The following is a 13,330-nucleotide window of genomic DNA, read 5'->3' as shown; positions in this document are numbered from 1 at the left end:
CTTTGTTGTTGACCTCGTTACACTGCTTCCATTAGTCAACAACGAAGGAAAAGCAGCCATGAGCCAACAGCCGCCATTCAGTACCGCCTCGGGCATCCCCGTCGCCGACAACCAGAATTCCATCAGTGCCGGCCCTCGCGGCCCGCTGCTGCTGCAAGACTTCCACCTGATCGAAAAACTCCAGCATTTCAACCGCGAGCGCATTCCCGAGCGCGTCGTGCACGCGAAAGGTTCGGGCGCCTACGGCACCTTTACCGTCACGCACGACATCTCGTCTTACACCAAGGCCAAATTGTTTGCCGAAGTGGGCAAGCAGACGGCCACCTTCGCGCGCTTTTCCACCGTCGGCGGCGAACGCGGCAGTGCAGACACGGAACGCGACCCGCGCGGTTTCGCCGTACGTTTCTACACGGAAGAAGGTAACTGGGATTTGGTTGGCAACAACACGCCGATGTTCTTCATCAAGGACCCGATCAAGTTCCCCGATTTCGTCCACACGCAAAAGCGCGATCCGCAAAGCAATCTGAAATCGGCCGAAATGATGTTCGACTTCTGGAGCCACGCGCCGGAAAGCCTGCACCAGGTCACCATGCTGTTTTCGGACCGGGGCACGCCGGACGGCTACCGCCACATGGATGGCTTCGGCAGTCACACGTATAGCCTGATCAATGCCGACGGCCAGCGCGTGTACGTGAAATGGCACTTCAAGACGCGCCAGGGCATCAAGAATCTGCCTGCTGCGGAAGCGGGCCGCCTGGCCGGCGCTGACCCCGACTACGCGCAGCGCGACCTGTTCGGCGCCATCGCACGCGGCGATTTTCCCCAGTGGGAAGTCAAGCTGCAGGTGGCGACGCAGGAGCAACTCGATGCATGGGAACAGCGCACGGGCTGGAACCCGTTCGATCTGACGAAAGTGTGGCCGCACGCGGACTTCCCGCTACTGCCGGTCGGTATTTTCGAGCTGAACCGCAACCCGGACAATTACCATGCGGAAGTCGAGCAGGCCGCGTTCTCGCCGGCCAACGCCGTGCCCGGCATGGGCTACTCGCCGGACAAGATGCTGCAAGGCCGATTGTTCGCCTACCACGATGCCCAGCTGTACCGGGTCGGCACGAACCACCAGCATCTGCCCGTGAATGCGGCCCGCTGCCCCTTCCACAACCAGCAGCGCGACGGCGGCATGGCGATCCACAATGGCGGCGCGGCACAGAATTACGCAAACGTGGCGGCGGCAGGCAGCGCGCCGCAAGGGCTGGGCCATGGCGAGGGGGCGCTGGCGCTCGACGGCGGCGCGGCGCGCTACGATGGCCGCGGCGTGGAAGATGATTACACGCAAGCCGGCAATCTGTTCCGCCTGATGTCCGCGCAGGCGAAGCAAAACCTGTTCGACAACCTGGCTGCTCCCTTGAGTCTGGTGCGGCCGGAAACCTTGCAGCGTCAGCTGGGTCACTTCGACCGGGCCGATGCCGCCTACGGCGCCGGCGTGCGGGCCGCCTTGCAGGCGCGCGGCGTGGCGTTGTAAGCGTGTGGCAGGCGGAACAAGCTTGTTCCGCCTGTTGTTGATGCAGCACAAATTAGAGACGGATACTAAATATTGCCGTATGGACATACTTGCCGTCCATGCGTAGACTTGTCGGTCTGATCTGACTAGAAAGTCTTGCAATATGAATATCGCGAAGCTGTCGGTGCATGGGGACGACCCCACGCTCAAATCCATCCTCGAAGTCTTGCCCACCGATCCTGAACGCCAATGGCGCAAGGGCGAGGCGAAGGGCGCGAATCGCGTGCATCTCGATTCCGGCTTTGAAGTGCTGATCGCGCAGGCGCCCAAATCGCAAGTGTTGCCCTCGCGCATACGCAGCTACCTGGCCGAATGCCGTTCGCGCGGCGTGACGTTCACGATGCCGCGCATCGTGGCCGAGCTGCAACTGGAGCTGAACGGCGATGACACGGTCGATGCGCCGCTCGACCTGTCGCTGGCCGACATGCAGCACCTGACGGAAATGGGCATCAGCCTGAGCCTGGTGACGCGTTCCGCCTCAGCCTGACTCCCCTGTGATACCGAAGTGGCCGCCTGTATGCACGGGCGGCCATTGTTCGTCACGGCTCTTCGAGCTCGACGGTGACCATATTGTCGTCCGGCTTGCGGTCAATCAGCTTGTTGTCGGGATCGATGCCCGCCTTGCCGGGCCGGCTGCCGACGATGACGGTGTAGCTCGCCTGACGGGCCGTCATGCGCAGGCGCTCGCGCAGCAGCGGATGGCCATTCGCATCGTCGACGCCGATCTCGATCCAGTCGTGCAGCGGCGCGTCGTGTTCCTCTCCCTGTTCGCCAGCCGTCAATTTGCCCGCCTGCACCTTGATGGTGACGGCGTACTTGCCATCGCCGCGCTTGGTGGCCGTGGCTGACAGGGCGCGGTTGTCGAACAGCACGATTTTCTCGAACAGGTCGTCGATCAGATAAGCCTGCTCGGGCGGCGTGACCTGGCGCAAGCCGGCAATCAGCGCCGTCACGCTCGCATACGGCGGGCCTTTCTGGCCATGGGTTCTGAGCAGGTCGCGCAGCACGCCGTTGACCTTGTCTTCGCCGATGATATCTTGCAGCAAGTACATGGCCAGGCTGCCCTTGTGGTAGTGGATGTAGGCCTGGTTTTCATTCTCGGCCAGCGGCAATTCCTTCTTGCGCTCTTCGCTGCGTCCCATCAGGTATTGATTCAGGTCATAGCGCAGGAAGCGGCGCATCTTGGCCGGCCCCGCGGTTTTCTTCATCACCATCAGCGCCGAGTATTCGGCCAGGGTTTCGCTGAGCACGGTGGCGCCGCGCGTGTTGCCACCCACCAATTGATGCGCCCACCACTGGTGCGCCACTTCATGCGCCGTGACGTAGAACGGATAGTCGATGTCCTTCGGGTTCTTGTCGTCCACCTTGGCGATGAACCCGAGGCCTTCCGAGTACGGAATCGTGTTCGGGAACGATTGCGCGAACGTGGCGTAGCGGGGGAACTCGACGATGCGAAGGATCTTGTGCTGGTAGGGGCCGAAGTTCTTCGTGTAGTACTCGAGCGCTTCCTTGCTGCCGCGCACGAAACGATCGAGGTTGTATTCATGTCCCGGGTGGTAATACACGTCGATGGCCACGTCTTGCCAGCGCTCATGCTTGACGGCGTAGCGGGCCGACTGGAACGCGTAGAAATTCAGGATGGGCTGGTCCATCGTGTAGTGGAAGTAATGGCGGCCCTTGGCGATCCAGTCGTTGTCCAGCATGCCCGGCGCGATGGCCGTCTGGCCGTCGACGGTGCTGACGGTGGCGTCAAAGTTGATGCGGTCGGCGTCGTTGCTGACGTAATTGTCGGCCAAGCCCTTCGCATCGTCGCGCGGCAAGGCCCGTTCGCGCGCCGGTAAGCCGTGTTTCTTGCGGTCGCGCGGGTCCGTCAATTCCTGCTGCGGCTGGTAGCCGATGTGCGGCAGCACGGCGTTCGTGAAGAAGGTGCCGTTGGCGACCACGGGGGTGTCCTGGCCCAGGCCGAAGATGCCGCGCGGCGCATAGCGGATGTCGAAATCGAGGCCCAGGGTGGCGCCCGGCGCCAGCGGCGCGGCCAGGCGGTAGCTGTAGAAGCCCAGCTTGCCGTCGTCGAGGCCGGGATGCACGCGCGCGTCAAAACGCAGGCGCATGGTGGCGGTCGGGTCTTGCTGCACAAAAATGTGGCTGATCGGCAGGCTGGTCTTGTTTTGCAACAGATAGCGGCCCGTGACGATGAGGCTGCGCTGTGCCGGGTAGATGGCCACGTCGAGTTTCACGTCGGTGATTCTCGGCTGCGGCGTGGCGGCAAACTTGCGGTACTGGCGCTCGATGCTGGCGCGGTCCGCATCGCGGGAAAACTCGGACTGGTAATCGTTGGCCACGTGGAAAACATAGAACAGCACGCCGCCGGCGAAGACGAAGATCAGGGCGCCGCCGGCAAAGCTGGCCAGCACGCCATGCGTGAGGCCATGGCGCGCCAGGCGCAGGCGGATGCGCCAGCTGTCCTGCGCGCCGCGGGGCCAGAACAGCAGCGACAGCACCGTCAGCATGACGGCCGCGCCGCTCCAGTACAGCAGGTACCAGCGCTCGCGCAACACAAAGTGGCCGGCGCCGTTCATGGCCGAATACACGACTTCCGGCGTGCCGCCGTACAGCAGCAGCGGGTCGCCCAGGCCCAGCGAAGAAAAACTGATGCTGGCGATGTGGTACAGAATCATGGCGAAATACGCGAGGTATTTCTGATTGATCAGCACCTGCACGAAGATGGCCAGCACGGCCACCAGCGCATAGTAGGGCAGGTGCGACAGGAACAGCGATTCCAGGTACAGGCCGGGGTCGAGGCGGTAATAGCCCTTGAAGACCTGGATCGACATGCCGCACAGCATGATGACCAGGCTCAGCAAGGCTTGCAGGCCGACCAGCGCCAACAGCTTCGACAGCAGGGGCAGCCAGTTCGGCACGGGCAGGGCATCGAGCATCAGATACGTGCCCGCTTCCCGTTCACGCCACACAAGCTCGCCCGCGTAGAAGGTGGTAATGATCAGCATGAACAGGGCGAACGAGGCGCTGACCATGTCCAGCACCTTTTCCGTCACGGGATAGGTATTCGTGCCGTACATGGAACCCATGTCCAGCGCGCCCGCGTACATGGTCAGCACGCCGGCCAGCACGATGACGACAAAATAGATATTCTTGATGGTTTCGCGCAGGTTCAGCCAGCTCATCTTGAGAAGCAGGGCGGCCAGGTTACGCTGCGCGAAGTCGGGCGTTTCCTGCGTGGACAGCGAGGCGTTCGACAGGCGCTGCGGCGCCTCGCCCTCGCTGCGGCGCCTGGCGGCGCCCGCGTCCGTTGTCGCATGGAACTGGAAGCGCCAGTAGCCGAGCAGCAAGGCCACGAGGGCGAAGCCGGACCAGATGGCGCGGTTCAGCAGGTACACGCCTTCCAGGGTCACCAGGCGCGTGTTGCGCTCCGCGTTCGGCCAGTATTCCGTCAGGCGTATCAGCGCCGTCGTGCCGAAGGGGTCGATCAGGGCGGCCAGGGTCTTGTAGTCGAGGTCGCGCGCCAGCGACGGCGCCACCAGGTAGCCGATCAGCATCACCACCGAGCTGATGTACACCGGCAGCATGCGCCGCGTGAGTGCCGCGATGACGAAGAAGATGGCGCCGAAGATGAACAGGTTCGGCAGCAGGGTAAATACATACGGCATCAGGTAGGCGAGCGCCCGTTGCGGCCCCAGCCGTTCCGGGTCGATGCCGGGCAGCCAGGCGCCCAGCCAGGCACCGATGACGATGCTGGAAAACACCACGGCCAGCACCAGATAGGCGCCGAGGAAGCGGCCGAATACGTACTGGTATTTCTTGATCGGCGCGCTGAAGAAGAAATGCTGCATGCCGTATTCGAAATCCTGCTGCACCGAGCGGCCCATCATGGCGGCCACCACCACGGCGCCGAAGCAGCCGAGCAGGCTGCACGTGAACGCCAGCGAGCGCGGCGCGTTGATCAGGAACTTGCCGCCGAAACTGATGCTCGCTTCCTTGAAGACGCCGCCGGCCGCCGCCATCCACAGCATGGCCAGCGCCAGGAACATGGCGAAATACACCCAGGTGGACAGCAGCTTGAGCCGCTGTCGCGCTTCAAAGCGGGCGATGGCAAACATGGCCGTCCCCTCAGTCGCACTGCTGGGCGACGCGGTGGCGCCCGGCAATGGTGGCGAAATACAGGTCTTCGAGGTCGCCGATGGCTTCCTCGAAGCCGTCGCCCGGGTCGTCGTCGCTGTAGACGTGGATCAGGGTACGGCCCGACAGCAAGCGCGTGGAAATGACGGCGTGGCGCTGCTGGAAGCTGGCCAGCTCCTTCTTGTCGACAAAGCGCGCCCAGATCTTGCAGCTGACTTCGTCGATCAGTTCCTGGGTCTTGCCGCACAGCAGCAAATGGCCCTTGTTGATGATGGCCATGTTGGCGCACAGGTCGGCCACGTCGGACACGATGTGGGTCGACAGGATCACCGTCTTGTCTTCGCCGATGTCGGACAGCAAGTTGTGGAAGCGCACGCGCTCCTGCGGGTCGAGGCCGGCCGTCGGCTCGTCGACGATGATCAGCTTCGGGTCGCCCAGCAGCGCTTGCGCGATGCCGAAGCGCTGGCGCATGCCGCCGGAAAAGCCGCCCAGGCGCTGGTGGCGCACGTCGAACAGATTGGTTTGCTGCAACAGCCCGTCGACGACTTCGCGCCGGCGCGCCCGCTGCGACAAGCCTTTTAACATGGCGAAGTGGTCGAGCAGCTCGTAGGCCGTCACTTTCGGGTACAGGCCGAAGTCTTGCGGCAGATAACCGAGCATGCGGCGGATCTCGTCCTTGTCGTCGAGCACGTCGTAGTCGCCGAAGAAGATCGAGCCGGAATCGCATTCCTGCAAGGTGGCCAGGGTGCGCATCAGGGTCGACTTGCCGGCGCCGTTCGGGCCCAGCAAGCCGAACATGCCCGGCGGTATCGTCAGCGAAACATTGTCCAGCGCCACCACGCCATTCGCGTAGGTCTTCGACAATTTGCGGATCTGCAATTCCATACAACTCCTAACTCATGCGTTGCTGCCCGATGCGACAGGGCTACTCTATGCTGGCATTGTATTGAATTTAAGACGTACTGGGCAGTTGCATGCGATACACGGCATTTTCGCGTGCCCAGAGTGCAGCCGGGCGGGGCGGATGGCGCCCCGCCGCGAGTCACATGGCAAGTTTAATTGCGGAATAACACCGATTCGCGATTGAACCACCAGCGGCACAGGGCCAGCAGCGCACCCGCGATCACCGTGGTCGAGGCCAGGATCACGCCGAACATGCGGTAATCCATGGTGCCCTTGACCAGTTCCTTCATGGCCAGCGACACATTCGTCAGCGGCACCATGGCCCACATCCAGTTCAGTTCGACGCCGGGCAGCATGGCCGCCACCGTGGGCAGGATGACGAACAGCATCAATGGCGTGATCATGCCGGCCGCTTCCTTGTAGCTTTTCGCGTAGATCGAGATCGACAGCAGCAGCGAGGCGAAGATGGCGGCCGTCGGCACCAGCATCAGGGTCACCATGGCCAGGTCGGGCAAGCCGATGCTGCGCACCATGACGGCCATGTTGCCTTCGAGCGAACTGCCGAAGATGGCCAGCAGGGCGCCCATGCTGCCCACCATCAGCACGGCCGAGGTCATGCCGACGGTAAACAGCACGAGGAACTTGGCCACCACGATGGCGCTGCGCGGCACGGGCGCCAGCAGCAGGGTTTCCAGGGTGCCCCGTTCCTTTTCGCCCGCGCCCAGGTCGATGGCCGGATACATGGCCGCCGTCAGGCACACCATCAGCAGCAGATACGGCAGCATGCCGCCGACGATGGCGCCCATCTGCTCGCGCTCGTTGGCCGTCGATTGCTTGTCGAGCACGATGGGATGCAGGGCAAAGGCCAGCTGGGCCGGGCTCAGGTTCAGGGCCGACAGCGCGCTTTCGCGCAGGCTGGCGTTGTAGGCCTCGACGATTTCGCGCACCCGTTGCTGGGTCACGTCGACCGTGCTGGCGCTGTTGTAATGCAGGGTGACCTTGGCTTGCTGCTGTTGCTTCAGCGTCTCTTCAAACCGGGGCGGGATGACGACGGCGAACTTGATGCTGTCGTCGCCGATGGCGCGGCGGATGTCGCCCTCGCTGGCCAGCGGCACTTCGCGCAGGTTGTGCTGCTGCGCAAAACGCGCGCTCAAGCCCGGCGAATGGTCCTTGCCGAACAGCGCGTAGCGCATTTCCGCCGTTTTCGCGTTCTTGAACATATTGCTGGAAACATAAGCGAAGCCGCCAAAGATCAGCGGCATGGCAAAGATGGGGATGAGGATGGTGAAGATCAGCGTCTTGCGGTCGCGCGTGAGTTCCAGCAACTCTTTCAGATAAATGGTCCACATGGCTCAGGCTCCCTGGTTGATGACGCTGACAAAGGCGTCGTACAAGTCCGCGCTGCCGCCCAGGTGGCGCAGTTCGTTGACCGTGCCATTGAAGGCGGTGGTGCCGCGGTTGATGATGCAGACGCGGTCGCACAGCTTTTCCACTTCGTGCAGATGGTGCGTGGAAAAGATCAGCGGCACGCGCAGCGCCTTGTAGCTGGCGATGAAGTCGAGCAGGATCTTGGCCGACATTACGTCGAGGCCCGTCGTCGGCTCGTCAAGGATCACCACCTGCGGCTCGTGCACGACGGTGCGGGCGATCGCGCACTTCTGTTTCATGCCCGTCGACAGCTGATCGGCCCGCTTGCCGCCGTACTCTTCCATTTGCAGCAGGGCAAACAGCTCGTCGCAGCGGCGTTTCAGCTTGTCGGCCGGCATGCCGTGCAGGCGGCCAAAGTATTCGACGTTCTCGCGCGCCGTCAGGCGGCCGTACAAGCCCGTCGAACCGGACAGGAAACCGATGCTCTGGCGCGCCACCAGCGGTTGCTGCAAGACATCGACGCCGTTGACGAGGGCGCTGCCCGCGTCCGCCTGCAAGGCCGTCGACAGCAGGCGCAGGGTGGTCGTCTTGCCAGCCCCATTCGGGCCCAGCAGGCCCAGCACTTCGCCCGGAGCGCAGCTGAAACTGACGTCGCGCACGGCGTGGAACCAGCCCTCGTGTTCGCGCGGATCGCTGACGTGCACGCCCTTGCCCTTGTGGGTCGGCATGCGGAAACGTTTTGCCAGGTGCTTGACCTCTATCATGTGCTTCATCCATTCAATGGTGAAGAACGAGAGTAGCATGCAAAAAATGTAACTTGCAAGGTGGAAATATCGTTTGGTCTATTGAAAAAAACAGCATCTTCATGCAAGCTGGCCCGGTGGGCGCCGCGGATGGCGCGGGAGAGCGCAATGCAAACGATCGATCAGGCAATGCAGGACAAGGTACTGGCCGTGGCCCGCGCCGGCATGACCAGTGCCGAAGCCATCGGTTTCTTCCGCGTCAGCCTGGGGCTGTACTACCTGGCCGGCCTGATGACGGAGGAAACGCTCGATTTCAAGCAGATCGACGCGCAGTACAACCGTTTTATCTACCACTCCATAGGTGGCGGGCACAGCATCGCCAGCGTGCTGCAATTCATGAGTGGCGAAAAAGTCTTGCGCGTGCTGCAATCGGAGCGTTTCCTTGCCGCGTTTGCAGAACACTGCCCGGACATTCCCGTCGACAGCATTTCCTTCCTGATCTCACTGAACCTGGGCGTGGCGAAAAGCCTGTCCGGCCTGGACGCCGTCGGCCCCGTGGTGGACTGGATCGAGCAGGAAAAAGCGCGCACAAGTCAATAAAGCCCCGATCCCCCTGCGCGCGGCGTGGGGACGGCTGGCCGCTATCGTCCTATAATTCATGTTTTCCCTGACATGAATAGCCACGATGACCGCAAACCGCCATTTTGACCCCCTGGATCGTTTGATTGTTGGCGCCGACAAGGCCCTGCGCGTCATGGCGGGCGTGGCCTCGGCCTCGCGCCCCACGCCGGCCGCGCATGCGCCCGATGCGGAGCTGAGCCCGGCCGAACAGCGCCACAGCGCCGGCTTGATGCGCGTCAACCATGTGGGCGAAGTGTGCGCGCAAGCCCTGTACAACTCGCAGGCGCGCTATGCGCACAGCCCGGCCATCCGCGCCCAGTTCGACGAAGCGGGACGCGAAGAGGAAGACCACCTGGCCTGGACGGCGCAGCGCCTGACGGAGCTGGGCTCGCGTCTGAGCCTGCTCAATCCCCTGTGGTATGCGGGTTCGTTTGCGCTGGGCACCATTGCCGCACGCATGGGCGACGGCCGCAGCCTGGGTTTTGTGGTGGAAACGGAACGCCAGGTGGAGGCGCACCTGGCCAGCCACCTGGAAGAGCTGCCGCCGCAGGACGCCAAGTCGCGGGCCATCGTCAAGCAAATGGCCATCGACGAAGTGGAACATGGCGCCGCCGCCCAGCGACTGGGCGCCATCGACACCCCGGCGCCCGTGAAGGCGCTGATGGGGTTGATGGGCAAAGTGATGACGAAAACCGCGTATTACATCTGATACTTCTGCGTAGATCGGGTAGGTCGGATTAGGCCGCAGGCCGTAATCCGACAACATTGTTGGCGCCGGTAGTGTCGTCGGATTACGCGGGGCCTTGCCCCGCTAATCCGACCTACATCATTCCTCGATGATTTCGAACGAGTGGGTTATCTCCGCCGTTTTCGCCAGCATGATCGATGCCGAGCAATATTTGTCATGCGATAAGGCAACCGCACGTTCCACAGCCGTCGGTTTCAAGGCCTTGCCCCGCACCGTGAAGTGGAAGTGGATCTTGGTGAATACTTTGGGATCGGTGTCGGCGCGGTCGGCCTTCAGGGTCACTTCGCAGCCACTGACGGCTTCGCGGCCCCGTTTCAGGATCAGCACCACGTCATAGGCGGTGCAGCCGCCCGTGCCCAGCAAGACCATTTCCATGGGGCGTGGCGCCAGGTTGTGGCCGCCGCCATCGGGCGCGCCATCCATGGTCACCAGGTGGCCGGAACCCGTTTCTGCCCGAAAACTCATGCCCGACGGGCCATTCCAGCTGACTTTGCATTCCATCGTACTCTCCGAAAATTGTAAGCGTTTTGTATTGTAATAGAGGAATGCCCATCCATGTGCCGCCCGCCGGGCCGCAGCCGGCCTCGATTGCGGCTTGACGCGGCAAGGCAAAGCCGCTTATACTTGTCGGCTTTCCGTTCGCTCAGGAAAAGTAAATAAGGCAGAGTCCGAACAGCAACATCGTCGGAACCACCATTTGAGCGTGTAATCTATTAGGAAGTCAACATGAAAACATTTTCCGCTAAAGGACATGAAGTCCAGCGCGATTGGTTCGTGGTTGACGCGACGGACAAAGTCCTCGGACGTGTTGCCAGCGAAGTGGCACTCCGACTGCGCGGCAAACACAAACCAGAATTTACTCCTCACGTCGATACCGGCGACTTTATCGTCGTCATCAACGCAGGCAAACTGCGTGTGACCGGTACCAAAGCTACTGAGAAAATTTACTACCGTCACTCTGGCTATCCAGGCGGCATCTACGAAACCAACTTCCAGAAAATGCAACAGCGTTTTCCAGGTCGCGCGCTTGAGAAAGCGGTCAAAGGCATGCTGCCTAAAGGCCCACTCGGCTACGCAATGATCAAGAAGCTGAAAGTGTACGCGGAAGGTTCCCATCCGCACGCTGCTCAGCAACCTAAAGCACTTGTTCTCTAAGGAACTGACATGATCGGTAATTACAATTATGGAACCGGCCGTCGCAAAAGTGCAGTGGCTCGGGTTTTTATCAAAGTTGGCACAGGCTTGATCGTTGTTAACGGCAAACCAGCAAACGAATACTTTTCGCGCGAAACGGGTCTGATGGTCATCCGTCAACCACTGGAACTGACCGGCAATGTCGAGCGTTTCGACATCAAAGTCAACGTCCATGGCGGCGGTGAGTCGGGCCAGGCTGGTGCAGTTCGTCACGGCATCACCCGCGCTCTGATCGACTACGATGCAGCGTTGAAACCGGAACTGGCAAAAGCCGGCTTCGTTACCCGCGATGCACGTGAAGTCGAGCGTAAAAAAGTTGGTCTGCGCAAAGCACGTCGCGCAAAGCAATTCTCGAAGCGTTAATTTCTACGCTACAGCACCTTCCGGGGTGCTGGTCGAAAAGCCGCTGGACTTCGGTCCCGCGGCTTTTTTGCATTTCAGCGTGACTCGGCGTTGCGCTGTAAAATACGCGGAAAACCCGCAGGGGTAGCGTTTCCCCTCATCTTTATGCAATCTATACACAAGGAAAGAACATGATCAAAGTTGGCATCGTCGGCGGCACTGGATACACGGGCGTGGAATTGCTGCGCTTGCTCGCTACCCATCCAGATGTCGAGTTGACGGCGATTACCTCGCGCAAGGAAGATGGCTTGCCCGTTGCTGACATGTATCCTTCCCTGCGCGGCCATGTCAAACTGGCGTTTTCCTCGCCGGACAAGGCGAACCTGGAGCAGTGCGACGTGGTCTTCTTTGCGACCCCGCATGGCGTTGCCATGGCGCAAGCACCAGCCCTGCTGGCCGCCGGCGTGAAAGTCATCGACCTGGCCGCCGACTTCCGCCTGAAAGACCAGGCCAAGTTCGAGCAGTGGTACAAGATTCCCCATACGGCCCCGGAATTGATCGAGCAGGCCGTGTACGGCTTGCCGGAACTGAATCGTGAAGACATCAAGCAAGCCAAGCTGATCGCCAACCCCGGTTGCTACCCGACCACCATGCAACTGGGCTTTTTCCCGCTGTTGAAAGCTGGCCTGGTCAACGCTGGCAGTCTGATCGCCGACTGCAAGTCGGGCGTGTCCGGCGCCGGCCGCAAGGCGGAAATCGGCATCCTGTTCTCGGAAAGCAGCGACAGTTTCAAGGCCTATGGCGTGGCCGGCCACCGCCACCTGCCGGAAACGACGGCGCAACTGCAGCGTTTCACGGACGAGAAAGTGGCGCTGACCTTCACGCCGCATCTGGTGCCGATGATCCGCGGCATGCATTCGACCCTGTACGCGCAGCTGAACAAGGATGTCAGCAATGACGAATTGCAATCTTTGTTCGAAGAGCAATACAAGGATGAGCCGTTCGTCGACGTGATGCCATTCGGCTCGCACCCGGAAACCCGCTCCACGCGTGGCTCGAACATGCTGCGCCTGGCCTTGCACCGTCCCGAAGGCGGCAATACCGTCATCGTGCTGGTGGTGCAGGACAACCTGGTCAAGGGCGCATCGGGCCAGGCCGTGCAGTGCATGAACTTGATGTTTGGCTTGAAAGAAACGGCCGGTTTGCAACACATCGCCGTGATGCCGTAACGATACGCGACGGTGCTTGCGCGGGTCCGGCGCCTTTTTGCCGGACCTGTGATAAATTGGACTGCCACCTACCCCGACAGGATGACGTTCATGTTCGAGCGCAACGCGAAAAATCCCATCGACACCTTGATCGGCGCTTCCACGCGGATCGAGGGCGACTTGCTGTTTTGCGGCGGCTTGCGCATCGATGGCCATGTGCGCGGCAACGTCACGGGCGAGCCGGGCGAGCCCACATATATAGTGCTGGGCGAGGCGGGCCGCATCGATGGCGAAGTGCGCTGCTCGAGCCTGGTCGTCAGCGGCGAGATCAATGGCCCCGTGTATGTGTCCGAAATGCTTGAAATCCAGCCAAAAGCCCGCATTGTAGGAGAGGTCTATTACAAGGTGCTGGAAATGCACAGCGGTGCATTGGTGCAAGGCAAGCTGAGCCGGCACGACAGCGCCGACCCCGTGCTGCACCTGGCCGTGTCGGAAATGTGAGCAG

The 13,330-nt window shown here is 61.6% G+C and carries 13 protein-coding genes; 8 read left to right on the top strand and 5 right to left on the bottom strand.

The window, feature by feature from the left end:
- Nucleotides 1-58 precede the first annotated feature (58 nt).
- Both KO538_RS25205 and KO538_RS25200 read left to right on the top strand, forming a co-directional pair.
- Nucleotides 59-1,522 carry a catalase gene (locus KO538_RS25205; protein WP_219330016.1) on the top strand — a complete coding sequence of 488 codons (1,464 nt, stop codon included), beginning with the start codon at nucleotides 59-61 and terminating at the stop codon, nucleotides 1,520-1,522.
- Nucleotides 1,523-1,664: 142 nt separating this feature from the next.
- Nucleotides 1,665-2,048 (top strand): hypothetical protein, encoded by a 384-nt coding sequence (locus KO538_RS25200; RefSeq protein ID WP_219330015.1) that lies wholly within the window; start codon nucleotides 1,665-1,667, stop codon nucleotides 2,046-2,048.
- 52 nt (nucleotides 2,049-2,100) lie between these two features.
- Here the strand turns inward: KO538_RS25200 and KO538_RS25195 are convergent, their stop codons facing one another.
- The 4 genes from KO538_RS25195 to KO538_RS25180 all read right to left on the bottom strand — a co-directional run bounded on the left by KO538_RS25195 (nucleotide 2,101) and on the right by KO538_RS25180 (nucleotide 8,733).
- On the bottom strand, nucleotides 2,101-5,679 hold the full coding sequence (locus KO538_RS25195; protein WP_034749259.1) for a M1 family aminopeptidase: 3,579 nt from the start codon (nucleotides 5,677-5,679) through the stop codon (nucleotides 2,101-2,103).
- Nucleotides 5,680-5,689: 10 nt separating this feature from the next.
- Nucleotides 5,690-6,583 (bottom strand): ABC transporter ATP-binding protein, encoded by an 894-nt coding sequence (locus KO538_RS25190; RefSeq protein WP_034749256.1) that lies wholly within the window; start codon nucleotides 6,581-6,583, stop codon nucleotides 5,690-5,692.
- Between the two features lie 170 nt (nucleotides 6,584-6,753).
- On the bottom strand, nucleotides 6,754-7,950 hold the full coding sequence (locus KO538_RS25185; protein ID WP_034749241.1) for an ABC transporter permease: 1,197 nt from the start codon (nucleotides 7,948-7,950) through the stop codon (nucleotides 6,754-6,756).
- A 3-nt stretch (nucleotides 7,951-7,953) separates the two neighbouring features.
- Nucleotides 7,954-8,733, bottom strand: coding sequence for an ATP-binding cassette domain-containing protein (locus KO538_RS25180; RefSeq protein ID WP_034749539.1), 780 nt, complete (start codon nucleotides 8,731-8,733; stop codon nucleotides 7,954-7,956).
- A gap of 147 nt (nucleotides 8,734-8,880) precedes the next feature.
- Here KO538_RS25180 and KO538_RS25175 point away from each other — a divergent pair, with 147 nt between their 5' ends.
- Nucleotides 8,881-9,312: a hypothetical protein gene (locus KO538_RS25175; protein ID WP_034749535.1), complete on the top strand. Its 432-nt coding sequence runs from the start codon at nucleotides 8,881-8,883 to the stop codon at nucleotides 9,310-9,312.
- A gap of 85 nt (nucleotides 9,313-9,397) precedes the next feature.
- A complete protein-coding gene (gene coq7 / locus KO538_RS25170) occupies nucleotides 9,398-10,042 on the top strand; it encodes a 2-polyprenyl-3-methyl-6-methoxy-1,4-benzoquinone monooxygenase (protein ID WP_046683453.1) in 645 nt (214 codons plus the stop codon).
- A gap of 117 nt (nucleotides 10,043-10,159) precedes the next feature.
- On the opposite strand, the gene KO538_RS25165 is transcribed toward coq7, so the two are convergent.
- Nucleotides 10,160-10,582 carry an OsmC family protein gene (locus tag KO538_RS25165; protein WP_034749235.1) on the bottom strand — a complete coding sequence of 141 codons (423 nt, stop codon included), beginning with the start codon at nucleotides 10,580-10,582 and terminating at the stop codon, nucleotides 10,160-10,162.
- A 225-nt stretch (nucleotides 10,583-10,807) separates the two neighbouring features.
- Here KO538_RS25165 and rplM point away from each other — a divergent pair, with 225 nt between their 5' ends.
- The 4 genes from rplM to KO538_RS25145 all read left to right on the top strand — a co-directional run bounded on the left by rplM (nucleotide 10,808) and on the right by KO538_RS25145 (nucleotide 13,326).
- Nucleotides 10,808-11,236 carry a 50S ribosomal protein L13 gene (rplM, locus tag KO538_RS25160; protein ID WP_010393282.1) on the top strand — a complete coding sequence of 143 codons (429 nt, stop codon included), beginning with the start codon at nucleotides 10,808-10,810 and terminating at the stop codon, nucleotides 11,234-11,236.
- Nucleotides 11,237-11,245: 9 nt separating this feature from the next.
- Entirely contained in the window at nucleotides 11,246-11,638 is a 393-nt protein-coding gene (gene rpsI, locus KO538_RS25155; protein WP_010393285.1) for a 30S ribosomal protein S9, read from the top strand.
- 170 nt (nucleotides 11,639-11,808) lie between these two features.
- Entirely contained in the window at nucleotides 11,809-12,846 is a 1,038-nt protein-coding gene (gene argC / locus KO538_RS25150) for an N-acetyl-gamma-glutamyl-phosphate reductase (protein WP_219330014.1), read from the top strand.
- 90 nt (nucleotides 12,847-12,936) lie between these two features.
- Complete coding sequence (locus KO538_RS25145) at nucleotides 12,937-13,326, top strand: polymer-forming cytoskeletal protein (protein WP_034749532.1); 390 nt, start codon at nucleotides 12,937-12,939, stop codon at nucleotides 13,324-13,326.
- Nucleotides 13,327-13,330: the final 4 nt, after the last annotated feature.

This window comes from Janthinobacterium sp. NKUCC08_JDC (genome assembly GCF_019345575.1).
Classification (GTDB): Bacteria; Pseudomonadota; Gammaproteobacteria; order Burkholderiales; family Burkholderiaceae_D; genus Janthinobacterium; species Janthinobacterium aestuarii.
This window is presented reverse-complemented; position numbering and strand designations above follow the sequence as displayed.

Excerpts from the sequence above, each read along its gene's own strand:
- KO538_RS25205 (WP_219330016.1), top strand. The coding sequence starts at position 59 with ATGAGCCAACAGCCGCCATTCAGTACCGCCTCGGGCATCCCCGTCGCC.
- KO538_RS25200 (WP_219330015.1), top strand. The coding sequence starts at position 1,665 with ATGAATATCGCGAAGCTGTCGGTGCATGGGGACGACCCCACGCTCAAA.
- KO538_RS25195 (WP_034749259.1), bottom strand. The coding sequence starts at position 5,679 with ATGTTTGCCATCGCCCGCTTTGAAGCGCGACAGCGGCTCAAGCTGCTG.
- KO538_RS25190 (WP_034749256.1), bottom strand. The coding sequence starts at position 6,583 with ATGGAATTGCAGATCCGCAAATTGTCGAAGACCTACGCGAATGGCGTG.
- KO538_RS25185 (WP_034749241.1), bottom strand. The coding sequence starts at position 7,950 with ATGTGGACCATTTATCTGAAAGAGTTGCTGGAACTCACGCGCGACCGC.
- KO538_RS25180 (WP_034749539.1), bottom strand. The coding sequence starts at position 8,733 with ATGATAGAGGTCAAGCACCTGGCAAAACGTTTCCGCATGCCGACCCAC.
- KO538_RS25175 (WP_034749535.1), top strand. The coding sequence starts at position 8,881 with ATGCAAACGATCGATCAGGCAATGCAGGACAAGGTACTGGCCGTGGCC.
- coq7 (WP_046683453.1), top strand. The coding sequence starts at position 9,398 with ATGACCGCAAACCGCCATTTTGACCCCCTGGATCGTTTGATTGTTGGC.
- KO538_RS25165 (WP_034749235.1), bottom strand. The coding sequence starts at position 10,582 with ATGGAATGCAAAGTCAGCTGGAATGGCCCGTCGGGCATGAGTTTTCGG.
- rplM (WP_010393282.1), top strand. The coding sequence starts at position 10,808 with ATGAAAACATTTTCCGCTAAAGGACATGAAGTCCAGCGCGATTGGTTC.
- rpsI (WP_010393285.1), top strand. The coding sequence starts at position 11,246 with ATGATCGGTAATTACAATTATGGAACCGGCCGTCGCAAAAGTGCAGTG.
- argC (WP_219330014.1), top strand. The coding sequence starts at position 11,809 with ATGATCAAAGTTGGCATCGTCGGCGGCACTGGATACACGGGCGTGGAA.
- KO538_RS25145 (WP_034749532.1), top strand. The coding sequence starts at position 12,937 with ATGTTCGAGCGCAACGCGAAAAATCCCATCGACACCTTGATCGGCGCT.